This is a genomic window from Janthinobacterium sp. GW823-FHT06H09, assembly GCF_058794735.1.
This window is the reverse complement of the sequence record NZ_JBXAHC010000005.1, coordinates 86625-109334: the sequence shown is the minus strand read 5'-3', so window position 1 is coordinate 109334 and position 22710 is coordinate 86625. Positions and strand designations below refer to the sequence as shown.

Sequence of the window (22710 nt, the reverse complement as noted above, 5' to 3'; positions counted from 1 at the left end):
ATGGCCGCGAGTCTGCGCAGTCTGCAAATCCGGCAGACCTTGATCCTGATCGTCCTGACGATCATTTATTTGTGCTGCGAGCTGGGCTTCAATGCCCGTTTGCTCGATGTGGTGGGCGGCGACGTCAAGCCGCACGACGTGGAAGGCGTGGAATTCTATGGCCGCAGCCTGTCGGGCATCGCCGCCGCGCTGGTGGTGCTGCAACTGATGTGGCGCCGCCGGCTGAAGAACAATGGCAGCGGCCCCAGCTGGAAAAAGATCATCTTTTGCTGCATCGCCACGGCCGCGGTCGTATTCGGCATCCTGAAGACGACGGTCACGGTGCTGGTGGAAACGCGCGATGCGCAATTTCGCCGCCTGGCCTTCAACACCACCCTGATGCAGCGCTCGCTGGTGGGCGGCAGCCTGCAATTGCAGGGCCTGGTCGACGATGCCACCCTGTTTGCCAAGCCCGAAGGCAAGGCTTTCCTCGCCCTGTTTCCGTTTCTGGCCGTGTCGGTGGGCCACCTCGACGAGCGCATGGAGCCGGCCAAGGAACAGTTGATCAACTTTAATGTCCGCAAGATCGCAGGCGGCGCGGCCGGGTACTACGACAAGTACCAGCAAGCGATCGGCGAAGTGCATGACAAGTGGAAATTGTATTCGGGTATCATTCCCGACGACGATGCGGGCTTGCGCCAGCAGCAGGAATCGGCGTGGAACGATTACCGGCAAAGCCTGTCGCGCCACGGCTGGCAGCCGCATTCCGTGCCGGCGCGGCGCAAGGCGGCCGTGGTCAACAATGTGCGTAAAAAGGTGCCCGTGTCGGCCAACTGGCACCCGGCCGACCAGCTATCGTTCCGCCTGGCCGTCAAGCGCCGCTATGCGTCGGAAGCGGCCGGCAAGGGCTTGAATATCAAGGGCGACCGCATTCCGCCGGGCCTGTCCTTCCCCGCCTTCGTCGCGCGCCCCGGCATCCAGGCCGTGCTGCGCGACGGGCCGGACGGCGGCGACGGCAGCGAGGCGAGCAAGGGCTTGCGGCTGCCGAAGGGCGCCGTGGTGCAGGACGCGTATGCGAGTCCCGCCGAGTTCAGCCGTCTGTTCGACCAGTTCGCCGCGCGCCAGACGGCGGAAAAGCTGGTGGAGTACCGCGCCAGCCGCAGCGACTTCGAAGTGAATGGCAAGTATTATGCGGAGGGCAAGGAAGCGGCGCGCGCGGCCATCGTGCCGCCCGTGGCCCTGTTCTTTTCGCTCCTGGGCGCCATCGGCCACTTTTCGAAACTGCTGTACCTGATCGCCACCGTGGGCTTGCTGGTGCTGGCGGCGCGCCGGGGCGAGCAGGCGGGCGCCGATGGCCAGCTGAGCCGCCGTTCCGCGTGGATCGCCACGGGCGTGCTGGCCGGCGCCTTCCTGGGAACCTGGGGCATTTTTACCCTGTCGGACAACAATGTCACGAAGAGCGAGCTGTTCCGCCAGATGCTGGACTGGAACCGCCAGGCCGACGGCGACAGCACGCGCTGGCAAATCGCCGGCAAGGGCTTGCTGGCCAATATCACGCACGTGGTGGCGGTGGGGCAGGGCTACAGCTATCCCGTCAACGAAGCGATCCGCATCAATATTTTGCAGGGACTCGAATATGGTTATCACCCGGAAAAGAAATAAGGCGGCCGCCCTGGCCTTGCTGCTGTGCATGGCCAGCACGGCCGTCCAGGCCGACTGCCTGGGCATGAAGGTGCATGCCCACCGTGGCGCCGGCAATGCGCCGGAAAACTCGCTGAGCGCGCTGCGCAACACGTATTTCGGCACCTGGGACGGCGTCGAGACGGATTTGCAGCTGCTCGGTGACGGCAGCTGGGTGGTGCACCACGATCTGCTCACGGGCCGGGTCGTCGACACGGGATCGCCCCGCACCGTGAAACAATTGACGGCCGACGACTGGCGCGCGGCCAGCATGAAGAACCGTGGCGTGGCCACGCCGGAAACGCCGCCGTTCGTCAGCGATGTGGCCGACTTGGCCACGGCGTTCCCGGCCAAGACCCTGAATGCGGAAATCAAGGATGTCGTGCCGTCGTGCGCGCCCATCAATACGCTGGTGGCGCAGTTGCGCGCCAACATCAAGCACGGCAACTGGTTTTTGACCTCGGGCGTGCCGAACAACCTCGCTTGCGCGCGCCGCGCCGATCCGCACGGTTACCTCGGTCTGCTCGTGTTTGATGCGCGCAATGCGCAGGCGGCCGGCGCCAACCGGGTCAGCCGCTATATCGCGAAAAATGCCCGTCCGCCCAAGCTGGACAAGCCCTGGCTGCAGCGCGTGCAGCAGCAGATCGGCATGCCCACGGGCGTGCACGTGGACGCGCGCAGCCTCGACGCCAATCCGAATTTGCTGGCCGATGCGGCCAGCCTGAACATGCCCGTCTTCGTGTATGCCGTCGACGGCGACTCGGCCCTGGCCGCGTCCCTGCTGCGCGCCCAGCAGCGCAGCCACCGCTGGCCCAGCGGCGTCATCCTTGACGGCAATCCGGAAACGTTTTGCGCGATGATGAAGTAATCACTTTGATTGACCGGGAGACCCTGCCATGACCCTGACACAGACCGCACAGACCGACCCTGCCGCCGCCATTGCCCGCAGCGCCATCGGCGCCATGTTCTTTTCCGTGTTTGGCGGCCTGTGGGTTGCCGCCTGGTGCGTGCAGACGTATGGCGCCCAGCCTTTGCGTCTGCTGCCCATTGCCGCCATCACCGTCCTGCTGTTCATGCTGGCGTGGCGCCAGTTCAGCCGCTACCGGGCCGCGCATGCGGCGGCGGAACAGACGCCGGAAGCGAAGCGCGCGGGCCGGCTGTTCAATATCGTGAACGCGGGGCAATGGATCGCCATCTTCATCGTCGGCAATGTCCTGAAAAACGTGGGCTTGCAGGCGTGGTTCATTCCCGCCGTCATTCTGATCGTGGGCCTGCATTTCTTTCCGCTGGCCTGGCTGTTCAAGGCGCGCCGCCATGTGGCCATCGGCATGGCCTTGTGCGTGTGGGCCATCGGCTATCCGTTCACCGTGCGCCATGGCCCCATCCATCCCGTCGGCTGCCTCGGTGCCGGCCTGATCCTGTGGGTGGCGGCCCTGTCCGCCGTGCGCGCCGGTTTTGCCGTGCAGCAGAACACCTTCCAAGTCCAGAAGTAGCTGCGTCAGACGGCCCGCGCAGGGCCGTTTTTATCCCCGTTCGGTCTCCGTTTTTTCTCTTTTCCTGCCTGTTTTTTGCGCATTGCAGCATCGATAATGTTTGCATCGCGCGCGCGACTGGCCTATAAATGTAATCGATTACATTTATGTGAAAAGCCCCATGCCGCCAGCCGTCCCGTCTTCCTTGCCGACAGAAACCGTTTCCATCAGCGCCGTCGCCGCGCATGCGGGCGTGTCGGTGGCCACCGTCTCGCGTGTGATGAACGAGCAGGCAGGGGTGCGGGCGCCCACGCGCGACAAGGTGCTCGCGTCCGTGGCGGCGCTCGGCTACCGCATGAACCACCTGGCGCGCAGCCTGCGCACGGCCGAGAGCCGCATGCTGCTGACCATGGTGCCCGACGTGGGCAACCCTTTCTATGCGCAGATCGTGCGCGGCATCGACACGGTGGCGCGCGAACACGGCTATTTTGTATTGCTGTGCGACACGGGCGCCGATGCGGGCCGCGAGCGCTCGTATTTCGACTTGCTGCGCATGCACCGCGCCGACGGCGCCATCTGCCTGGACCCGGACACGGTGCAGCATGCGCTGTCGCATGAATCCGTCAGCCTGCCGTGGGTGGCCTGCTGCGAATTCGACCCCGGCGTGGCCGTGCCCTATGTCGGCATCGACAACCACCGGGCAGCCTCGGATGCCGTCGCGCATCTGCTGTCGCGCGGCCATACGCGCATCGGCCTGATCAATTCTGACGAACGCTATCTGTACGCGCGTCAACGCCAGCAAGGCTATCTGGACACCTTGGCGGCTGCCGGCTTGCCCGTGCAGCCGCAATGGGTGCACACGGTGCAAAGCCTCGACTATGAAGCTGGCACGGCCGCCACGTTGCGCATGATGGCGGGGCCCGATGCGCCGACGGCCATCTTTGCCGTCTCCGACACCCTGGCCATCGGCGTGCTGAGCGCGCTGCGCCAGCTGAACAAGCGCGTGCCGGAAGACGTGGCCGTGATCGGCTTCGACGATATCGCCATCGCCGCGCAGATCGATCCGGGCTTGACCACCATCGCGCAGCCGATGCGCGAGCTGGGCGAGACGGCGGCGCGCTTGCTGCTGCAGCGGCTGGCTAACCCGGCAGCCAGCGTGCCGGGCGTGCTGCTGGAACATAACTTGGTCTTGCGAGGGAGTGCATAGTGAGCGTTGCCGTCGGTTTCGAGGGGGTCTGCAAGGATTTCGGCCCCGTGCGCGTCTTGCATGGCGTCAGTTTTACCCTGGCGCCCGGACGCGTGTATGGCTTGCTGGGTGAAAATGGCGCCGGCAAGTCGACCCTGATGAAAATCCTCGCCGGCTACGAGAGCGTGAGCGAAGGCCAGCTGCTGATCGATGGCCAGCCCCGGCGCTTCGCCAGTTCGCGCGCGGCGGAGAGCGCCGGCATCGTGCTGATCCACCAGGAATTCAACCTGGCCGAGCATCTGACGGTGGCGCAAAACATGTTTTTAGGCCACGAAAAGACGCGCGGCTGGCTGCTCGACGAGGCGGCCATGCGCGAAGAAGCGTCGCGCTATCTGAAACAGGTGGGGCTGGACGTGTCGCCCGACACCAAAATACGCGACCTGATCGTCGCCGAGAAACAGCTGGTGGAAATCGCCAAGGCCCTGTCGCGCCGCGCCCGCTTCCTGATCATGGACGAGCCGACGGCCACCCTGACGTCGTCGGAAACCCAGCGCCTGTTCGCCGTGATGGCGCAGCTGAAGGCGGACGGCGTCACCATCCTCTACATTTCCCACAAGCTCGACGAAGTGGAACGCAACACGGACGAAGTCATCGTCATGCGCGATGGGCGCTTCGTCACGCGCGAGCCGACGGCCAGCCTCACGCGTCAGCAGATGGCGAACCTGATGGTGGGGCGCGAATTGTCCGACATGTTCCCCGCCAAGGTGGCGCTGCCGAAAGAAGCTCCTGTGTTGCTGAAAGTCGAGGGGCTGACGGTGCCGGGTTGGTCCAGGGACTTGTCCTTCGAGGTGCGCGCCGGCGAAGTGCTGGGCTTTGCGGGCCTGGTGGGCGCGGGGCGCACGGAATCGTTCGAGGCGCTGCTGGGCCTGCGCCCGCGCAGCGCGGGCACGATCCATCTCAATGGTCAGCCCGTGGACATCCGCACGCCCAGGCAAGCGATGCAGCACGGCATGACGTATCTGAGCGAAGACCGCAAGGGAAAAGGACTGCACGTAAACCTGGGCTTGCGCGAAAACCTCACGATGATGACGATGGAGCGCTATGCGCGGCCGTGGCTCGACGTGAAGGGCGAGAAACAGGCGCTGGCCAGGGCTGTCGAGGATTTCAATATCCGCACGGGCGACCTGGACAGCCGCGCGCGCATGCTGTCCGGCGGCAACCAGCAAAAGCTGGCGCTGGCGAAATACCTGCATTCGGACCCCCGCGTCGTCGTGCTCGATGAACCGAGCCGTGGCGTGGACGTGGGCGCCAAGCGCGATATTTACTTCCTGATCCACCGCCTGGCCGCCGAAGGGCGCGCCGTGATCGTGATTTCATCGGAATTGATCGAATTGATCGGCCTGTGCCACCGGGTCGCCGTGATGCGCGCCGGCACCTTGCAAGCCACCCTGTCTGCTGACCACCTGACCGAAGAGGAGTTGATTGCCCATGCAACCGGCACGCACTGACACCACCGTATCCCCAATCTCCCGATTCGGCGCGCGCATCAAGGGCTTCGGCCCCGTGCTGGGCTTGTTATCTCTGTGCATCGCGGGCACCTTGCTCAATGGCGACTTCGCCACCGTGGACAACCTGATGAACGTGCTTACGCGCACGGCCTTCATCGGCATCATCGCCGTGGGCATGACCTTCGTCATCATTTCCGGCGGCATCGATTTATCGGTGGGCTCCATGGCGGCCCTGATTGCCGGTTGCATGATCTATTTCATGAATGCGCTGGCGCAAGGCGAGGGCGGCGACCTGGCACCGATCACCATGCTGGTGCTGGGCATCGCCATGGCCTTGATCCTCGGTGCCGGCTTTGGCCTGATGCACGGCTTATTGATCAGCAAGGGCAATATCGAACCGTTCATCGTCACCCTGGGCACCTTGGGCATCTTCCGCGCCGTGCTCACGTATCTGGCCGATGGCGGCGCACTGACCCTGGACGCCACCTTGTCCGAGCTGTACAGCCCCGTCTACTACACGAGCGTGCTGGGCGCGCCCATCCCGATCTGGATTTTCCTGTTCGTCGCCGCCGCCGGCGCCATCATCCTCAACCGTACGACCTTTGGCCGCCACGTGCAGGCGATTGGTTCCAACGAGCAAGTGGCGCGCTACGCGGCCATCAACGTCGACAGGGTCAAAATCGCCACCTACATGCTGCTGGGCATCTGCGTGGGCATCGCCACGGTGCTGTACGTGCCGCGCCTGGGCTCGGCCACGCCGACCACGGGCTTGCTGTGGGAACTCGAAGCGATCGCCGCCGTCGTCGTGGGCGGCACGGCGCTGAAGGGCGGCGAAGGGCGCATCGTCGGTACCGTGATCGGCGCCATCCTGCTGTCCGTGATCAGCAATATCCTGAATTTGACCAGCATCATCAGTGTCTACCTGAATGCCGCAGTACAAGGCGTGGTGATCATCGCCGTCGCCTTCCTGCAGCGAGGCCGCAAATAAAAACACAGCGGCGTTCTGAAAGGGCGGCCAACGGGCGCCCACAACCTTGGAGGAGAGCAGCATGAAGAGCTTTATACGGGTAGCAGGAATGGCAGTGCTGGTGATGCAGGCGTGGGCGCTGCCGATGGGGCCGGCGCAAGCCGCTGACAAGCTCGTCGTCGGCGTGGCCATCCCCACGGCCACGCACAGTTTTACCTCGGGCATCGTGTGGTGGGCCAACCAGGCCAAGGCGGAGCTGGAAAAAGCCCATCCTGGCGTGAAAATCATCGTCAAGACGGCCGCCACGGCGCCCGAACAGGCGAACCAGCTGCAGGATATGTTGACGGTGAACAAGATCAACACCCTGGTGATCTTCCCCATCGAATCGGCCTCGCTGACGCAGCCCGTGGCGCAGGTGAAGAACAAGGGCGTGTACGTGACGGTGGTGGACCGCGGCTTGACGAACACGCAGTCGCAGGATGCGTACATTGCGGGCGACAACACGGCCTTCGGCAAGCTGCCGGCCGAATATCTGGCGAAAAGTTTGAATGGCAAGGGCAATATCGTCGTGCTGCGCGGCATGCCGACCACCTTGGACAACGAGCGCTTTGACGCGTTTTCCGCCGTCATGAAGGGCCATCCCGATATCAAGGTCTTGGATGCCAAGTACGGCAACTGGAACCGCGACGATGCCTTCAAGGTCATGCAGGATTATCTGACCCGTTTCAAACAGATCGATGCCGTCTGGGCCGCCGATGACGACATGGCCATCGGCGTGCAGAAAGCCATCGCGCAAGCCAAGCGCACGGACATCAAGCAAGTGTTCGGCGGTGCGGGCGCGAAAGGCGCGGTGAAAAAGATCATGGACGGTTCCGACCCGCTGATCGTGGCCGACGTGTCCTACTCGCCGAAGTTCATGTACGACGCCATCAAGCTGACGACGGAAGCGCGCCTGAAAGGTGATAAATTGCCGGCCAACACGATCATCCCCTCGGTGCTGATCACGCGCGAGAACGCCAAGCAGTTTTACTTTCCGAACTCGCCTTTTTAAATTATGGGGTCAGACCCCCTCGCCCGCCAGCAATGACCTTTACGTTAGCGGCATTGAGGGTCTGCCCCCGGCTTTCTCCAACAGGACATTGACATGAAAACCATCCAGGGCCCGGCCATTTTCCTGGCCCAGTTTCTCGGCGACGAGCCGCCGTTCGACTCGCTCGAGCACCTGGCGCAATGGGCGGCCGGCCTGGGCTACAAGGGCTTGCAGCTGCCGACGGCGCCGCGTTTGTTCGACCTGGAGCAGGCGGCTGTCAGCCAGCAGTACTGCGACGACGTGGTCGCCCTGCTGGCGCGCCACGGCTTGCAGGTGACGGAACTGTCGACGCATTTGCAGGGCCAGCTGATCGCCGTGCATCCCGCTTACGACGCGCTGTTCGACGGCTTTGCGCCAGAACAAGTACGCGGTAATCCTGCCGCGCGCACGGCCTGGGCCACGCAGCAACTGCTGTGGGCTGCCACCGCCTCGCAACGCCTGGGCCTGACGGCGCACGTGACGTTTTCCGGCGCGCTGGCCTGGCCGTATCTGTATCCGTGGCCGCAGCGCCCCGCCGGGCTGGTGGAAACGGCATTCGCGGAACTGGCCAGGCGCTGGCTGCCCATCCTCGACGCGTTCGATGCGGCCGGCGTGGACCTTTGCTATGAATTGCATCCGGGCGAGGACTTGCACGACGGCGTGACGTTCGAGCGTTTCCTGGCCGCCGTCCACGACCACCCGCGCGCATCGATTCTGTACGACCCCAGTCACTTCGTGCTGCAGCAGCTCGATTACCTGGCGTTCATCGACATTTATCATGCGCGCATCAAGGCCTTCCACGTCAAGGACGCGGAGTTCCGGCCCAACGGGCGCCAGGGCGTGTATGGCGGCTATGGCGACTGGCAAGACCGGGCTGGACGCTTCCGCTCGCTCGGTGACGGGCAGATCGATTTCAAGGCGATTTTCTCGAAGATGGCGCAGTACGACTTCCCCGGCTGGGCCGTGCTGGAATGGGAATGCTGTCTGAAACACCCGGAAGATGGCGCGGCAGAGGGCGCACGTTTCATCCGTGACCACATCGTCCACGTGGCCGAACATGCGTTCGACGATTTCGCGGGCAGCGCCGTAGACCAGGGCCAGATCAACCATTTGTTGGGATTGAAATAGGGAGACGACATGCAGCGACGCTTACGGCTGGGCATGGTAGGGGGCGGGCAGGGCGCATTCATCGGCGCCGTGCACCGCATCGCGGCGCGCATCGACGACCAGTACGAACTGGTGGCGGGCGCCCTGTCGTCCGACCCGCAGCGCGCGCGCGACAGCGGCGCGGCGCTGCACCTGGCGCCCGACCGTTGCTACAGCGATTACCGCGCCATGGCCCAGGCCGAAAGCGCGCGCGCGGACGGTATCGAGGCGGTGGCCATCGTCACGCCGAACCACCTGCACGCGCCCGTCGCCACGGCGTTCCTGGAAGCGGGCATCCACGTGATCTGCGACAAGCCGCTGGGCATCTCGCTGGCGGAAGGCCAGGCGCTGGCGGCGCTGGCCAAGCAGAAAAATCTGCTGTTTGCGCTCACGCATACCTACAGTGGTTATCCGCTGCTGCGCCACGCGAAAGCCATGGTCGAGGCGGGCGAGATCGGCGAGCTGCGCCTCGTGCAGGTGGAATATTCACAGGACTGGCTGGCCGATTCGATTGCTGCCGGCGGCATGAGCGAAGGCAACTGGCACAACGACCCGCTGAAAGCGGGGCCGGGCGGCACCCTGCTCGACGTGGGCTTGCACGCGTATCACCTGGCGCAGTTCGTCAGCGGCTTGACGCCGCATGCCGTGCTGGCGGAACTGTCGACTTTTGTTCCGCACCGCACCCTGGACGACCACGTGCAGGTGATGCTGCGCTATGCCAACGGAGCCAAGGGCACCTTGTGGGCCAGCCAGGTGGCGACCGGTTGCGAAAACACGGTGCGATTGCGCCTGTTCGGCAGCAAGGCGCAGCTGGACTTTGACCAGGAACAGCCGAACGCGTTATGGTTCACGCCGCAGGGCGGCAACCGCCAGCTGCTGCGTCCGGGCCGGGTCGACAGCGCCGCCGCGCGCCACGCCACGCGCGTGCCGGCCGGCCATCCGGAGGGTTACCTGGAAGCGTTCGCCCAGTTGTACTTGGATGCGGCCCTGGCCATTCGCGCCCTGCAGGCGGGGACGCCGATACCGGAAGCGGCGCGCTGGCTGCCGACGGTGGCCGATGGCGTGGCGGGCCTGGCCTTTGCGGAGGCCGTGCTGCGCAGCCATGCGGGAGGGGGGCGCTGGACGACCCTGGCAAGCTGACTGTTACACTGGGCGCATGAGCGCGCCCCTCACCATCCCCACCTTTACCGTCACCATCGTCCCGCAAGGCTGGCAATTCCGGGCCGAGGCGGGCACCACCGTGCTGGCCGCCGCCGAGCTGGCCGGCATCCGCCTGCTCAGTTCCTGCCGCAACGGCACGTGCCGCACGTGCATTTGTCACATGCCCGAAGGAAAGATCCGCTACACGGTGGACTGGCCCGGCATCAGCCCCGATGAACGGCTCGACGGCTACATCCTGCCCTGCGTGGCCGTGGCCGAAAGCGATATCACCATCCAGGCGCGCGCCGTGCGCAAGTAAAGCGTTGTTGTGAGTATCTGTTAGATTTTAACAATGTTTCTCATGCTATAACATTCAGTCCAGGTTTCCAGCACACCTCCATTGGGGAGGAAATGAAACCTCAACATGGACATTGCATGCGCACATTATTCCCTTCGTTGTGGCAGGCCGCCGCATTGGCGTTGGCCATCATGACTACCTTGTCCGCCTGTGGCGGCGGTTCCGGCAGCGCCGTTGGCGTGCCGCCTGGCTTGCAGGAAAAACCCGGCATGACGCTGGCGGAGGTGAGCGGCAGCTGTACTGCCCAGCCTGGCGCCACCTGCGATGATATTCGCGTGACAGTGCGCCTGGCCGATGGCGTGAGCGATGCGCGTCCCCAGCCGCAGGAAAAACCCGCCAGCGGCACGGCGCTCGTGCTGCAGGCGGCCGACCGCCAGAAGCAGGCCGATGGCAGCTGGCGGCTGACGTTCAAAACGGTGCCTGGCCTGCTTCCCGGCGAGTACACGGGCAAGATCGAGCTGTCCTTGCCCGCCACGGTAGGCCTGTACAAGACGGAAAGCATGGATTACAAGGTCATTGTCGCGCCGCTCGCCGGCAGCATGGGCGCCTTGCAAGCCCTGCCCGGCGTGGACGACTGGGAAGGCGTGAATGGCAATGCCGCGCATACGGGCCTGGTGCCGGCCACCTTCGACAGCCGCCGCTTCACGCGCCGCTGGACCTGGCTGGGCGCGAGCTCCCCGCGCGCGGTCGTCGGCAGTCCCGTGGTGACGGCCAACGGCCTCGTGTATGTCAGCCAGCAGTCCGCCGCGCCGGCGGACGGCAGCAGCAAATATGTGACCACGTCGACGGTGACGGCGCTCAGCGAGAGCGACAGCCAGGCGCGCTGGACCCAGTCGCTCACGTCGGACGGTTACCTGGGCGCGCCGGCCGTGTCGGGCGGCAAGCTGGCCATGGCGGGCAGCGATACCGTGTATGTCTTTGACGCGCTTGCTGGTGGCGTGCCGCTCGGCGTGCGTCCGCCGAATACGAATGGCGCACTGCTGGGTGTTTCCCTGGCGACGGCGCCCACCTTTTTGGACGGCAATGTCTACCTGGGCGGGAATAACGACGTGAGTGCCATCGGTGCGGCGACGGGCCAGACACGCTGGTCTGCCAGCCTGGGCTTGTCCAAGCTGGGCAATGTTGATGAGTGGACACCCGCCGTCAATGCGAGCACGGTGTACAGCCATGCGGCAGGGGCATTGACGGCGTTCAATATCGCCGATGGCACGACGCGCTTCAGCGTGGCGGTGCCGGGCCAGGTGCTGGGCGGCTTGAACAAGAGCAGCCTGCGCCAGGCGCCCGTGCTGGCCGAGGCGGGCAGCGTGCTGGTGCTCAATCAGCGACCGCTGGCCGGCGAGGCGGCGGATAACAGCTTGAGCCTGGTTGACGTGGATAGCCGCGCCGTGCGCTGGACGGTGCAGGGGCAGTTCAGCACGCAGCCAGTGGTGGCGCGGGGCGTCGTGTACGTGGGCAACCAGGCCGGTCAGGCGCTCGAAGCACGCCAGCTCGCTGACGGTGCGCTCCTATGGCGCTGGCCCCTGGATACGGCCCTTGATGGGTATTTTGGCGGCGATCTGATCGTCACCGGCAATCTGCTGTTTGTTGGCGGGCGCAACAATACCTATGCGATCGACCTGGCCAGCCGCAAGACCGTCTGGACCTACCGCATGGGCGGCAGCCTGGCGCTGTCGCGGCATGGCGTGCTGTACATCCGCCAAGGCACGGATTTACCTGGCAGCAGCATGGTGTTGACCGCCATCAACCTGCAATAGCGGCTTGCCGCGCCGTAGTCAGGGCTTGCCCGGGTTCTTCAAACGCTGCAGCAGCGCTTCCACGCCGTCGCTGACGGGCAAGCCGTGGCGGCGCAGCAACTGCACGTGCAATACGAGGTTTTCCAGCACCAGCTTGGCCGCCACGGCCAGCAGGGCCAGGTTGCGGTCTTCCGGGCTGAAACTTTCCATGGCGTCGGCCATCTCGCACAGGTGGTTGGCGATCAGTCCGCGCAATTCCTGCTCGTTGAAGGGCAGGTCGGCAAAATCGATGGGATCGGCCACTTCCACTTCCTGCATCAGCACCGCTAGTTCTTCCGGGGTAATCGTCATGCCTGGCCTCCTTGTGTGCTTGCCGCTATTTTAGCGGTATCGCCGTTGCATCGTCGGCGAATCGGACTAGAATGAGTCCAGGTCGATGACGTCGAAGGCAGCATGGCGCACTTGCATTTTACCCAACAACTGGCACGCTTCCTGAAAGTCCCCTCGGTGGACGTGTCCGCGCCACGCCTGCGTGCCGCCTTGGACAGCGTCTTTGCCCAGCAGCCGCGCCTGCGCGGCTACGTGCTCGACGAACAGGGCGCGTTGCGTCCCAATGTGGTGATCTTCATCGACGGCGTGCGCTGCCGCGAGCGCAGCGTGCTGGACGACGCCTTGCGGCCCGACAGCCAAGTTTATATCTTGCAGGCACTTTCCGGAGGTTAATCATGGGACCAGGCAGGGCGCAGCGCGCGTATCTCGGCACCCGCAAGGGGCTGTTCCGGTTCGATGTCGATGCGGCCGGCGCCTGGCAGCTGGCGCTGGTGCAGTTTGCCGGCGATCCCGTTTCCATGCTGTTGCACGATGGCCGCGACGGCACCGTGTACGCGGCCCTGAACCTGGGCCACTTCGGCGCCAAGCTGCACCGTCTCGACGCGGGCGCCGGCGCGTGGCAGGAAGTCGCCGTGCCCGCCTATACCGCCAAGCCCGAGGGCAGCAGCGATAGCGTGGACTGGACGGTGCGGCAGATCTGGTCGCTGGCGGCCGGCGGCGCGGACCAGCCCGGCGTGCTGTGGGCAGGGACTTTACCTGGCGGCCTGTTCCGTTCCAGCGACCGCGGCGACAGCTGGCAACTGGTGGAAGCGTTGTGGAACGTGCCGCAGCGGGCGCAGTGGTTTGGCGGCGGCTACGACGTGCCCGGCATCCACAGCATCTGCGTCGACCCGCGCGACAGCAATACCGTGCTGGTCGGCGTATCTTGCGGCGGCGTGTGGCAAACGGCTGATGGCGGCGCCAGCTGGGCCTTGAGCGCGACGGGCATGCGCGCCGACTACATGCCGCCCGAACTCGATGAAAACGAGGCCGTGCAAGACCCGCACCGCATCGTGCGCAGCGCCGGCACGCCGGACGCGTTGTGGTGCCAGCACCATAACGGTATCTGGCGCTCGCTTGACGCGGGCTGGCACTGGCAGGAAGTGACGACGGCGCCGCTGTCGCATTTCGGCTTTGCCGTGGCCGTGCATCCGCGCGATGGCGACACGGCCTGGTTCGTGCCGGCGCAGGCGGACGTGCTGCGCATACCCATCGATGGCGCGCTGGCCGTGACGCGCACGCGCGACGGCGGGAAAACGTTTGAAGTGTTGCGCGCGGGATTGCCGCAGCAGCATTGCTACGACCTCATCTACCGCCACGGGCTGGCGCTGGCCGACGACGGGCGCAGTTTATTGATGGCGTCGACGACGGGCGGCGCCTGGTATTCGGGCGACGAGGGCGAACATTGGCAGACGCTGTCTGCCCACTTGCCGCCCGTTTATGCCGTCTGTTTTGCCACGCCGTAATAGCACAGGAAGATATCGACGGCCAGTGCCGTCACTTCGCGCTGGCGTGCCGGGCTCAGCAGCGGTTCACCGAGGGTGATCTGTGGCCAGAAGGCAAAGGTCTTCAATGGAGCCATCAGCAGGTGTCCCACTTCCAGCGTCTCGCCCGCCTTGATGCGTCCGTCTTGCTGCGCCGCGCGGATCCAGATATTCAGGCCCGTTTCCTTTTCATTCAGGCGCGCCACCATCGCTTGCGCGCGCTCGGGCGAGTGGATGGTTTCGCCAAAGATCACGCGCGCCAGGTCGATGAAGGCCGGATCGCACAGCAAGGCCATCTTCTGCTCGACCAGGGCCAGCACTTGCGGGCGCAGCGGCTGGTCGGCCACATAGGGCACGGCGGGCTGGGCCATGCTGCTTTCCCACATGCGCTGCAGGATTTCCGCGAACAGCTCGTCCTTGCTGGGGAAATGGTTGTACACGGTGCGCTTGGACACGGCGGCCGTGGCGGCGATCTTGTCCATGCTGGTCGCATCGAAACCGTGCTCGCGGAACTCGGCGATGGCGGCATCGACGATGGCGACGCGCTTGCGGTCGGTGAGGCGTTGCGGTGCGGCCATGGCTGAAAATCTCCTTTGAAAACAATATTTTACACCTCCTGGTTTACTTTGCCAGAAATAGGAACTACACTGTGTAGTGTAATTTAATCCTTGTATTTTATTGACCGGGCTGCATATGTACCGCATCTTATTCTTGGGAGTTCTGATCATCATGAGTTCTTGCACCTTGTGCGCCGCGCCCGTCGCGCCGACCGAATCACCGCAACGCCTCGAAGGCAAGTTCCGCAATCCCGTGCAAATGCACAAGCTGGGCACGGCGGCAACGCTCAAGCTGATGTGGACATTTCTCTTTGATAAGCCCGACAGCACGGTACCGGCTGCGGCTGTGCCCGTGCAAGCGCTGACCCGGGCGCAACTGCTGGCCGCGCCGGACAATAGCCTGTTTCGCCTCGGCCATTCGACCCTGCTGCTGAAACTGAATAACGAATTCTTCCTTACCGACCCCGTGTTTTCCGAGCGCGCCTCACCGGTGCAGTGGGCGGGACCCAAACGTTTCCACCAGCCGCCCATCAGCATCGCCGACTTGCCGCCGATCAAGGCCATCATCCTGTCGCATAACCATTACGACCACCTCGACCATGCCGCCGTGCTGCAACTGGCCGCCAAGACCGAACACTTCGTCGCGCCGCTGGGCGTGGGCGACACCTTGGTCGAATGGGGCGTGCCGAAGGACAAGGTGCAGCAGTTCGACTGGTGGCAGGGGACGACGATTGCGGGCGTGAAACTCGTCGCCACGCCATCGCAGCATTTCTCGGGACGGGGCTTGTTTGACAGCAATCAAACCCTGTGGGCGTCGTGGGTCATCGACGCGCCCGAGGTGCGCGTGTTTTTCAGTGGCGACTCCGGCTATTTCGACGGTTTCAAGCAGATCGGCGACAAGTACGGCCCGTTCGACGTGACCATGATCGAGACGGGTGCCTACGACAAGCTGTGGCCGGACGTGCACATGCAGCCGGAGGAAACCCTGCAAGCGCACCTGGACTTGCGCGGCAAGTGGCTCATGCCCGTGCACAACGGCACCTTCGACCTGGGCCTGCACGCCTGGCACGAACCGTTCGACCGCATCACGGGACTGGCGGCCAGGCAGGGCGTCAACCTGGCCACGCCGCAGATGGGCGAGGCGGTCGACCTGGCGCAGCCGAAGAAGGGGGAAAAGTGGTGGCTGGCGATGCTGGAAGAGGAGATGGCGAAGTAAGCTGGCTTAAGCCGTCACATCGATCAGACGTCCCAGGGTCTGGCCATAGCCGTTCAGCTGGGGCGTGCTTTTCGGTGCGGCGGGGGCTGCTTGTTGCGGCACGGCTACCTTGATCGCCTGGTCCAGCTGCGGCGCCTTGATGGCGGCCGGGGCATCGGCCTGCGCTTGCTGGCTGCTGCGCTGGGTCTGGCTCAGCGATTCCTGCTCCCGCGCCAGCAACTGGCGGCTTTGCGCCAGCTGTTCGCTGTCGCGCTGTACCTGGTTCTGGCCTTGTTCGACCCGGCGCTGCGCCGTGGCCAGCGAGGCTTGCAGATTGTTGACGGACGTTAGCGATACCACATTGTTCACCTTTGAAAGTATGCCCAGGCGTGTACACAAGAGGAAGAATGCAGGCCAGGGGCTGCGGCATGTCTGCAGGCAATCTTTACCTTAGTCAAGAGTAGGATAAATTCTCGCACAGTTCCAGTGAATTATGTTTTCTTGATAATCTTATCGTGCGCGCTATGCCGTGCCGAAGCGGCATGCCGCACGTGGCGCGATAGAGAATAAAGTAAGTACACGCTATCGATAACAGCAATTGTTTGTGTGCCATTCATCATGCCATGCTGCTGACGCGGTAAACACGCTTGTTTTTCAAAAGACAATTTTTAAAAATCCAATAAGTTGTTGTTTTTCTACCATGTTGGCGCACGGTCATGTGCCGCCTGTTTGGCGCTCTGGGCTATAATGGACGGTCAGAGTTGGTTTCTTTTGCCATACAGACAGGTAGTTAACATGAATCTCAAGAGCCTCGCAATTGCCCTCGGCATGTCGAAAACGACAGTCAGCAGGGCGTTGAACGGCTATCCGGAAGTCAATTCCCGCACCCGTGAAATCGTCCTGGCCGCCGCCAAGAAAGTTGGCTACCGGCCCAACCCCCTGGCGCGCAGCCTGGCCGTCGGCCGCACGAATGTGCTCGGCATGATCTATCCGCTGCTGCCCAGCGACCTGGGCGACAGCGTCTTCCTTTCCGTCGTGAATGGCATGTCGGACGCCGTCGAAGCGTCGAAGATGAGCTTGATCATCGCCCCCGTGTCGCCGCAGAACGAACAGCCGTCATATGAAAACATGGTGCGCGGGCGCCAGGTCGATGGCCTCGTGGTGGGCCGCACCAAGGTGGTCGACGAGCGCATCGCGTATTTGACGAAAGTGGGCTTTCCCTTTGTCGCGAACGGCCGCACGCGCATCGACGCGCCGTATGCGTATTTTGACTACGACAACGACACGGGCATCGACCTGGCCGTGTCTTTCCTGGCGGCGCATGGCCACCAGCGCATCGCCTTGCTGAGCGCGCCGCTGGACTTGCACTTTGCTTACGAGCGCAAGGAAAGCTTTATCCGCTGCATGGCGCAGGCGGGCCTGCCGGTCGATCCCACCTATCTGCTCAACAATACTTTTGATCGCCGCAGCGGTTATCAGGCCATGCAGCAATTGCTGGCCTGCTCGCCCCGTCCCACGGCCGTCATCGTCGACAACCACCTGTCCGGCGTGGGCGTGGTGCGCGCGCTGATGGATGCGGGCATCGAGATCGGCAAGGAGATCTCCGTCATCGTCTGGGGCAATGTGGAAGATACTTTGATCGGCATCAACGTCACCACCATCGACCAGCCCGACCTGCGCCGCGCCGGCGCCAAGATGGTCGAGATGCTGCAATCTTTGCTGGCCGGCACGCCGCCGGAACGGCTGCAGGAAATCTGGCAACCGGTGCTGTTGCCGGGGGCGACCGTGGGGCGCTGTCCGGAATAAAAAACGCAGAGCCGAGGCTCTGCGTTGTCTTTTATGCCGCGTGCTTGCTTCCATCCGCCAGCACGGCCAGCAACCTCGCCTTGTCCTTGCGGTAAGTATCGACGGCCGCTTCCTTGACGTGGCCGAAGCCGCGGATTTTCTCGGGCAAGGATGCCAGTTCCACACAGGTACCAAGGTTGTCCGCCGTCAGGTTCACCAGCAGTCCGGCCAGCAGTTCGCGGTATTCGACGATCAGCGCGCGTTCCATCTTGCGCTCGGCCGTATAACCGAAGACGTCGAAGGTGCCGCCGCGCAAGCCTTTTGCTTTGGCCAGCAGCTGGAAGGCGCGCCACATCCAGGAACCGAACTCCGCTTTCACCAGATGCCCCTTCGCATCTTTCTTGGCAAACAGCGGCGGCGCCAGGTTGAATTTCACGGAGAAATTACCCTCGAACTGCTGCTGCAACTGCTCGACGAAACGCCCATCCGTGTACAAACGCGCCACTTCATACTCGTCCTTGTAGGCCAGCAACTTGAAATAGCTCCTGGCGACGGCCGTCGACAGCTTCTGGCCCAGTCCCAGGGTGTTTTCACGGTCGCGCACCTGTTTCACCAGGGTGGCATAACCATCCGCATACGCGGCGTTTTGATACGCGGTGAGAAACTCCACGCGCTTTTTGATGACGCTATCGAGGCTTTGCGGCATTTGCACGATGATCGCTTGCGCCGGCGTGGCGATTTGCGTGACACGGCGCACGTCGACGGCGGCGCGGCGGCCCCACAAAAAGCTTTTCTTGTTCGATTCGATCCCCACGCCATTCAATTCGATGGCGCGCAGCAGGGCCGCCTCCGTCAACGGAATGCGGCCCTTTTGCCAGGCGTAGCCGAGCATGAACAGGTTGGCGGCGATCGAGTCGCCCATCAGCGCGGTGGCCAATTTCGTCGCGTTGATGAAGTCGGCCGCGTCCGCGCCGCCCACGGATTCCTCGATCAGCTGGCGCACTTCCGCCGCTGGATATTGCCAGTCCGCATTTTGCGCAAACGTGCCCGGCGGTTGCTCGTGCAGGTTGACGACGGCCAGGCTGCGGCCAGGACGCATTTTCGACACGGCATCCTGCGCGCCGGCCGTCAGCATGTCGCAGCCCAGGATCAGGTCCGCTTCGCCCGTGGCGATGCGCTGCGCGCGGATGTGCGCCGGGGACTTGGCGATTTTCACGTGCGAGGTGACGGAACCGTTCTTTTGCGACATGCCCGTCATGTCCAGCACGGACGCGCCCTTGCCTTCCAGGTGGGCGGCCATGCCCATCAGCGCGCCCACGGTGATGACGCCCGTGCCGCCGATGCCGTTGATCAGGATGTTGTACGGCGCGTCGCAATCGGGTAATACAGGTTCCGGCAGCGGACCGAAGTTGTCCGTCTCGCCTGCTTTACTTGAACCCGTCTTGGTTTTCTTCAGGCTGCCGCCTTCGACGGTGACGAAGCTGGGGCAGAAACCCTTGGCGCACGAGTAATCCTTGTTGCACGACGATTGGTCGATGGTGCGCTTGCGGCCAAATTCCGTTTCCTTCGGCAAGATCGACACGCAGTTCGACTGCACGCCGCAGTCGCCGCAGCCTTCGCAGACGGCGTCGTTGATGACCATGCGTTTCGGCAAATCGGGATACTCTCCTTTTTTACGGCGACGGCGTTTCTCGGCCGCGCAGGTCTGGTCGTAGATCAGCACGGACACGCCGGGTACTTCGCGCAATTCGCGCTGCACGGCATCCATGTCCTTGCGGTCGTGCAAGGTGAGGTGGGCGGGCAGGTTGCTGCGGTCGCTGTAGCGGCTCAAATCCTCCGTGACCAGCGCGATGCGGGCGATGCCTTCGGCCGCCACCTGCTGCGCCATCATGGGTACGGTGATGAGGCCGTCCACGGGCTGGCCGCCCGTCATGGCGACGGCGTCGTTGTACAGAATCTTGTAGGTGATGTTGACCTTGGCCGCCTGCGCGGCGCGGATGGCCAGGTAGCCCGAATGAAAGTAGGTGCCGTCGCCGAGGTTCTGGAACACATGCGGCAATTCCGAGAACGCGGCCTGGCCGATCCACGGCGCGCCTTCGCCGCCCATGTGCGTGGTCAGCTTGTTCATTTCCGGATAGATCGAGGTCGCCATCACGTGGCAGCCGATGCCGGCCAGCGCCAGGCTGCCGTCCGGCACCTTGGTCGAGGTATTGTGCGGGCAGCCGGAGCAGTAGAACGCGGGGCGGAACGGCGTATTCACGGCCTTTTTCAATACCGCATCCTTGGCGTCGAGGAAGCTGAGTCTCGCCTTGATCAGGTCGCAGGTGACGGGATCGGAAATCAGGCGCGCGATGCGGCTGGCGATGACACGCGCCACTTGCGAGACGGAAAAATCCGCCTTCGAGGTCAGCAGCCATTCGCCGCGCGGCGCCACCCATTCGCCTTTTTCGTCGAACTTGCCGATGACTCTAGGGCGCACGTCGTCGCGCCAGTTGTACAGCTGTTCCTTGAGCTGGTATTCGACGATTTGCCGCTTCTCTTCGACGACGAGAATTTCATCGAGACCTTGCGCAAATTCGCGCACGCTATCCGGTTCCAGCGGCCACGGCATGGCCACCTTGAACAGGCGCATGCCGACATTGGCCGCCATCTGCTCGTCGATGCCCAGCTCTTCCAGCGCTTCGAGCACGTCCAGGTAGGATTTGCCGGAGGCGATGATGCCCAGCTTGGCGTTCGGACTGTCTATGGTCGTATGGTTGAGCTTGTTTTCGCGCGCGTAGGCCAGGGCCGCATAGATCTTGTAGTCCTGCATCAGCGCTTCCTGGTTGCGCGCCTGCTGGCCCAGCGGGATGCTCGACAGGCGCGCGTTCAGGCCGCCTTCGGGCATGACGAAGTCCTGCGGAATCTTGACTTCCACGCGGAACGGGTCGGCGTCGATGGACGCCGACGATTCGACCGTGTCGGCCAGGGCCTTGAAGGCCACCGTGCAGCCTGAAAAGCGCGACATGGCCCAGCCGTGGATGCCCAGGTCCAGGTATTCCTGCACATTGCATGGATACAGGACGGGGATCATCGAGGCGGAGAACAAATGGTCGGACTGGTGCGGCAGAGTCGATGAGTATGCGCCATGGTCGTCGCCGGCCACCAGCAGCACGCCGCCCAGTTTGGCCGTGCCAGCATGGTTCATGTGCTTGAAGACATCGCCGCAGCGGTCCACGCCCGGACCCTTGCCGTACCACATGGCGAACACGCCGTCGTACTTGGCCGGGCCGATCAGGTCGACCTGCTGCGAACCCCAGACGGCCGTGGCGGCCAAGTCTTCGTTGACGCCGGGCACGAACTGCACGTGGTGCGCTTCCAGCTGCTTTTTCGCTTTCCACAGGTTTTCGTCGAGGCCGCCCAGGGGCGAACCGCGGTAGCCGGAAATGAAACCGGCCGTGTTCAGGCCGGCAGCCTGGTCGCGCAGGCGCTGCATCATGGGCAGACGCACGAGGGCCTGGATGCCGGACAGAAAGATGGCGCCGGAAGTGGCCGTGTATTTGTCGTCGAGGCTGACGGTGGTCAAACGGGAAGTGTCGGGGGGCGTAGATGGCGCGGCACCGGCGTTTCTAGCGAACGCTGCGGAGCCGTTTTCCGTGGTCACGGACATGGCTGTCTCCAAAAGGGTGTTTCAGATATCGGCTGTACCAGGGACGCGCCCGGTAAGGCGCGTACTGTGCAGACGGGATGGCCGCGTGTGGGCGGCACATAACTAGTTTAAATTTAAAATAGTTAATGTGGTCAGTGTAGAACGACCGTGAGGAAGGGGCAAATACGCTTTGGCGATGGGGGTATAAGAAAAAATGATGGCCTGCCTTGCGCCGCAAGACAGGCCCTGTCTGCCGTGCCCGCTTAGGGCTGCGTCCATTGCAGCTTGCGCGCGCGCAAGGGATAGGCGACGGGCGTCAACTCGGGCAGCAGGGCATTGAGCGAGTCTTGCGTCAGTTCCAGGGCTTTTTGCGGACTGAGTTCATTGATACTGATGGTGCTGAAGATACCGTTATCAAAGCTCAGGTAGACGGGAGGCCCATTTTCCTTGATATCGAAGGTCTTGCGGTCTTTGTAGAAGGCGATTTCGTACGTGCCCGGCGGCAGTTCCAGCGCCACATGGGTCTTGGAGTCATTATAGTAAGAGGTTTTTTTCGCGCGGCCCTGCAGATGGCTGGACTGGATATCATAGAATTTCCTGCCACTGTCGAATTTCTCGCTATCTACCGTTTCTTGCGGCATGCGGTTAAAGAGGATCAGATTGGCTTTTCTGTTGAGTACCGTGCCCGCTTGCCCAAGCGCATTCGACGGCTCCAGGGCGGTCGTGCGGCGCATGCCTTGTTCCTCTGCTTCGTGCTGGGCTTTGTGCCCCATGATCCCATTCAGCGCAATAGAGACGTTAAGTGGCCCCATGGATCTGGCCTCTTTTGCATCGTAGTGAAGGTCCTTCATGGTGGCACGCGTCGTTTCTATGGAATGCCAGATGGTTTTACCCGCCACTCGGTCATATACCACCGCTTCAATGAGCATGATGAGGGAGGAATGGCAGCCATAGCTATTACATTTTCCTAGCGTGGTATCGGCATATTTCCAGTCGATCAACGCCACGTAGCGCCGCCCCGTCGTGCTGGCAGGCAGTCCCTGCACGGTGTAGAGGATGGATGGTCGCTTGAACGCGGGTGGCATGGGGACGAAGGCGAGTTCTTCTTTCGGATCCTTGGCAGTGTCGAGATAGGCACGGCAAGCCCAGCTTTTGAACAGGGAGGTGTTGTCCGACGAGACGATGGTACCCCAGGTACTTTCATGGGTCTTGGGCGTGCAACTTTCCGGCGCAATAAATACCACCACCTCGATTTCTTTTCTTTCGATGGGCTGCGCAACATCGCTGAGCAGCACCTCGCGCAAGGGAAATTCGGATTGAGGGCGGGCGGCTTGGGCGCCCTGCATCAGTAGCAGCAGGGCGGCGCTTGCCGCCAGACGGCGCAAGGAAGTGGTAAGCAAGAACATGATGACGATGGTGAAATGAATAAGACCATCATTTTATTTCTTTTGAGA

Annotated in this window: 20 protein-coding genes; 15 read left to right on the top strand and 5 right to left on the bottom strand. The window is 63.2% G+C overall.

Going from position 1 to position 22710, the window contains the following annotated elements; all coding sequences use genetic code 11:
• The 11 genes from AC1Q6X_RS09645 (at position 1) to AC1Q6X_RS09595 (ending at position 12259) form a co-directional block, all read left to right on the top strand.
• A complete protein-coding gene (locus AC1Q6X_RS09645; protein WP_492496640.1) occupies positions 1 to 1641 on the top strand; it encodes a hypothetical protein in 1641 nt (546 codons plus the stop codon).
• Positions 1616 to 2527 (top strand): glycerophosphodiester phosphodiesterase, encoded by a 912-nt coding sequence (locus AC1Q6X_RS09640; RefSeq protein ID WP_070219046.1) that lies wholly within the window; start codon positions 1616 to 1618, stop codon positions 2525 to 2527. Before AC1Q6X_RS09645 ends, AC1Q6X_RS09640 begins: the two co-directional genes overlap by 26 nt.
• 28 nt (positions 2528 to 2555) lie before the next feature.
• On the top strand, positions 2556 to 3152 hold the full coding sequence (locus tag AC1Q6X_RS09635) for a hypothetical protein (RefSeq protein WP_492496638.1): 597 nt from the start codon (positions 2556 to 2558) through the stop codon (positions 3150 to 3152).
• Between the two features lie 160 nt (positions 3153 to 3312).
• Positions 3313 to 4338: a LacI family DNA-binding transcriptional regulator gene (locus AC1Q6X_RS09630; protein WP_492496636.1), complete on the top strand. Its 1026-nt coding sequence runs from the start codon at positions 3313 to 3315 to the stop codon at positions 4336 to 4338.
• Complete coding sequence (locus AC1Q6X_RS09625) at positions 4338 to 5825, top strand: sugar ABC transporter ATP-binding protein (RefSeq protein WP_492496634.1); 1488 nt, start codon at positions 4338 to 4340, stop codon at positions 5823 to 5825. The genes AC1Q6X_RS09630 and AC1Q6X_RS09625 overlap by 1 nt, the downstream gene beginning before the upstream one ends.
• Positions 5806 to 6813: an ABC transporter permease gene (locus tag AC1Q6X_RS09620; RefSeq protein WP_492496632.1), complete on the top strand. Its 1008-nt coding sequence runs from the start codon at positions 5806 to 5808 to the stop codon at positions 6811 to 6813. The genes AC1Q6X_RS09625 and AC1Q6X_RS09620 overlap by 20 nt, the downstream gene beginning before the upstream one ends.
• Positions 6814 to 6874: 61 nt before the next feature.
• Positions 6875 to 7843: a substrate-binding domain-containing protein gene (locus AC1Q6X_RS09615; protein ID WP_492496630.1), complete on the top strand. Its 969-nt coding sequence runs from the start codon at positions 6875 to 6877 to the stop codon at positions 7841 to 7843.
• A 93-nt stretch (positions 7844 to 7936) separates the two neighbouring features.
• Complete coding sequence (locus AC1Q6X_RS09610) at positions 7937 to 8989, top strand: sugar phosphate isomerase/epimerase family protein (protein ID WP_492496629.1); 1053 nt, start codon at positions 7937 to 7939, stop codon at positions 8987 to 8989.
• A gap of 9 nt (positions 8990 to 8998) precedes the next feature.
• Positions 8999 to 10147, top strand: coding sequence for a Gfo/Idh/MocA family protein (locus AC1Q6X_RS09605; protein WP_492496627.1), 1149 nt, complete (start codon positions 8999 to 9001; stop codon positions 10145 to 10147).
• A gap of 16 nt (positions 10148 to 10163) precedes the next feature.
• Positions 10164 to 10466 (top strand): 2Fe-2S iron-sulfur cluster-binding protein, encoded by a 303-nt coding sequence (locus AC1Q6X_RS09600; protein WP_409027415.1) that lies wholly within the window; start codon positions 10164 to 10166, stop codon positions 10464 to 10466.
• A 116-nt stretch (positions 10467 to 10582) separates the two neighbouring features.
• On the top strand, positions 10583 to 12259 hold the full coding sequence (locus tag AC1Q6X_RS09595; protein WP_492496624.1) for an outer membrane protein assembly factor BamB family protein: 1677 nt from the start codon (positions 10583 to 10585) through the stop codon (positions 12257 to 12259).
• 18 nt (positions 12260 to 12277) lie between these two features.
• Here the strand turns inward: AC1Q6X_RS09595 and AC1Q6X_RS09590 are convergent, their stop codons facing one another.
• Positions 12278 to 12589 (bottom strand): hypothetical protein, encoded by a 312-nt coding sequence (locus tag AC1Q6X_RS09590; RefSeq protein WP_070219056.1) that lies wholly within the window; start codon positions 12587 to 12589, stop codon positions 12278 to 12280.
• 102 nt (positions 12590 to 12691) lie between these two features.
• On the opposite strand from AC1Q6X_RS09590, the gene AC1Q6X_RS09585 reads away from it, so the two are divergent.
• Both AC1Q6X_RS09585 and AC1Q6X_RS09580 read left to right on the top strand, forming a co-directional pair.
• Positions 12692 to 12961, top strand: coding sequence for a MoaD/ThiS family protein (locus AC1Q6X_RS09585; RefSeq protein ID WP_409027413.1), 270 nt, complete (start codon positions 12692 to 12694; stop codon positions 12959 to 12961).
• A 2-nt stretch (positions 12962 to 12963) separates the two neighbouring features.
• Positions 12964 to 14073, top strand: coding sequence for a WD40/YVTN/BNR-like repeat-containing protein (locus tag AC1Q6X_RS09580; protein ID WP_492496621.1), 1110 nt, complete (start codon positions 12964 to 12966; stop codon positions 14071 to 14073).
• Here AC1Q6X_RS09580 and AC1Q6X_RS09575 read toward each other — a convergent pair.
• On the bottom strand, positions 14046 to 14669 hold the full coding sequence (locus AC1Q6X_RS09575) for a TetR/AcrR family transcriptional regulator (RefSeq protein WP_070219059.1): 624 nt from the start codon (positions 14667 to 14669) through the stop codon (positions 14046 to 14048). The two genes, AC1Q6X_RS09580 and AC1Q6X_RS09575, sit on opposite strands and share 28 nt — an antisense overlap.
• 151 nt (positions 14670 to 14820) lie before the next feature.
• On the opposite strand from AC1Q6X_RS09575, the gene AC1Q6X_RS09570 reads away from it, so the two are divergent.
• Entirely contained in the window at positions 14821 to 15864 is a 1044-nt protein-coding gene (locus AC1Q6X_RS09570) for an MBL fold metallo-hydrolase (protein WP_492496619.1), read from the top strand.
• A 6-nt stretch (positions 15865 to 15870) separates the two neighbouring features.
• On the opposite strand, the gene AC1Q6X_RS09565 is transcribed toward AC1Q6X_RS09570, so the two are convergent.
• Entirely contained in the window at positions 15871 to 16203 is a 333-nt protein-coding gene (locus AC1Q6X_RS09565; protein WP_070219120.1) for a hypothetical protein, read from the bottom strand.
• A gap of 435 nt (positions 16204 to 16638) precedes the next feature.
• Between AC1Q6X_RS09565 and AC1Q6X_RS09560 the strand changes: the two genes are divergently transcribed.
• Positions 16639 to 17649, top strand: a complete 1011-nt coding sequence (locus AC1Q6X_RS09560) for a substrate-binding domain-containing protein (protein ID WP_230504166.1) — start codon at positions 16639 to 16641, stop codon at positions 17647 to 17649.
• A 31-nt stretch (positions 17650 to 17680) separates the two neighbouring features.
• Here the strand turns inward: AC1Q6X_RS09560 and AC1Q6X_RS09555 are convergent, their stop codons facing one another.
• Together AC1Q6X_RS09555 and AC1Q6X_RS09550 are read right to left on the bottom strand one after the other, a co-directional pair.
• Positions 17681 to 21277, bottom strand: coding sequence for an indolepyruvate ferredoxin oxidoreductase family protein (locus AC1Q6X_RS09555; RefSeq protein WP_492496616.1), 3597 nt, complete (start codon positions 21275 to 21277; stop codon positions 17681 to 17683).
• 242 nt (positions 21278 to 21519) lie between these two features.
• The gene (locus AC1Q6X_RS09550; protein ID WP_492496614.1) at positions 21520 to 22662 is read right to left on the bottom strand and encodes a hypothetical protein; all 1143 of its coding nucleotides are present in this window, start codon (positions 22660 to 22662) and stop codon (positions 21520 to 21522) included.
• Between the last annotated feature and the right edge of the window lie 48 nt (positions 22663 to 22710).

Bases quoted from the DNA above. Each gene is read 5' to 3' on its own strand.
- AC1Q6X_RS09585 (WP_409027413.1), top strand. From the start codon at position 12,692: ATGGCGCACTTGCATTTTACCCAACAACTGGCACGCTTCCTGAAAGTC.
- AC1Q6X_RS09575 (WP_070219059.1), bottom strand. From the start codon at position 14,669: ATGGCCGCACCGCAACGCCTCACCGACCGCAAGCGCGTCGCCATCGTC.
- AC1Q6X_RS09555 (WP_492496616.1), bottom strand. From the start codon at position 21,277: ATGTCCGTGACCACGGAAAACGGCTCCGCAGCGTTCGCTAGAAACGCC.
- AC1Q6X_RS09610 (WP_492496629.1), top strand. From the start codon at position 7,937: ATGAAAACCATCCAGGGCCCGGCCATTTTCCTGGCCCAGTTTCTCGGC.
- AC1Q6X_RS09560 (WP_230504166.1), top strand. From the start codon at position 16,639: ATGAATCTCAAGAGCCTCGCAATTGCCCTCGGCATGTCGAAAACGACA.
- AC1Q6X_RS09630 (WP_492496636.1), top strand. From the start codon at position 3,313: ATGCCGCCAGCCGTCCCGTCTTCCTTGCCGACAGAAACCGTTTCCATC.
- AC1Q6X_RS09580 (WP_492496621.1), top strand. From the start codon at position 12,964: ATGGGACCAGGCAGGGCGCAGCGCGCGTATCTCGGCACCCGCAAGGGG.
- AC1Q6X_RS09595 (WP_492496624.1), top strand. From the start codon at position 10,583: ATGCGCACATTATTCCCTTCGTTGTGGCAGGCCGCCGCATTGGCGTTG.
- AC1Q6X_RS09550 (WP_492496614.1), bottom strand. From the start codon at position 22,662: ATGTTCTTGCTTACCACTTCCTTGCGCCGTCTGGCGGCAAGCGCCGCC.
- AC1Q6X_RS09570 (WP_492496619.1), top strand. From the start codon at position 14,821: ATGAGTTCTTGCACCTTGTGCGCCGCGCCCGTCGCGCCGACCGAATCA.
- AC1Q6X_RS09635 (WP_492496638.1), top strand. From the start codon at position 2,556: ATGACCCTGACACAGACCGCACAGACCGACCCTGCCGCCGCCATTGCC.
- AC1Q6X_RS09605 (WP_492496627.1), top strand. From the start codon at position 8,999: ATGCAGCGACGCTTACGGCTGGGCATGGTAGGGGGCGGGCAGGGCGCA.
- AC1Q6X_RS09590 (WP_070219056.1), bottom strand. From the start codon at position 12,589: ATGACGATTACCCCGGAAGAACTAGCGGTGCTGATGCAGGAAGTGGAA.
- AC1Q6X_RS09600 (WP_409027415.1), top strand. From the start codon at position 10,164: ATGAGCGCGCCCCTCACCATCCCCACCTTTACCGTCACCATCGTCCCG.
- AC1Q6X_RS09615 (WP_492496630.1), top strand. From the start codon at position 6,875: ATGAAGAGCTTTATACGGGTAGCAGGAATGGCAGTGCTGGTGATGCAG.
- AC1Q6X_RS09620 (WP_492496632.1), top strand. From the start codon at position 5,806: ATGCAACCGGCACGCACTGACACCACCGTATCCCCAATCTCCCGATTC.
- AC1Q6X_RS09640 (WP_070219046.1), top strand. From the start codon at position 1,616: ATGGTTATCACCCGGAAAAGAAATAAGGCGGCCGCCCTGGCCTTGCTG.
- AC1Q6X_RS09645 (WP_492496640.1), top strand. From the start codon at position 1: ATGGCCGCGAGTCTGCGCAGTCTGCAAATCCGGCAGACCTTGATCCTG.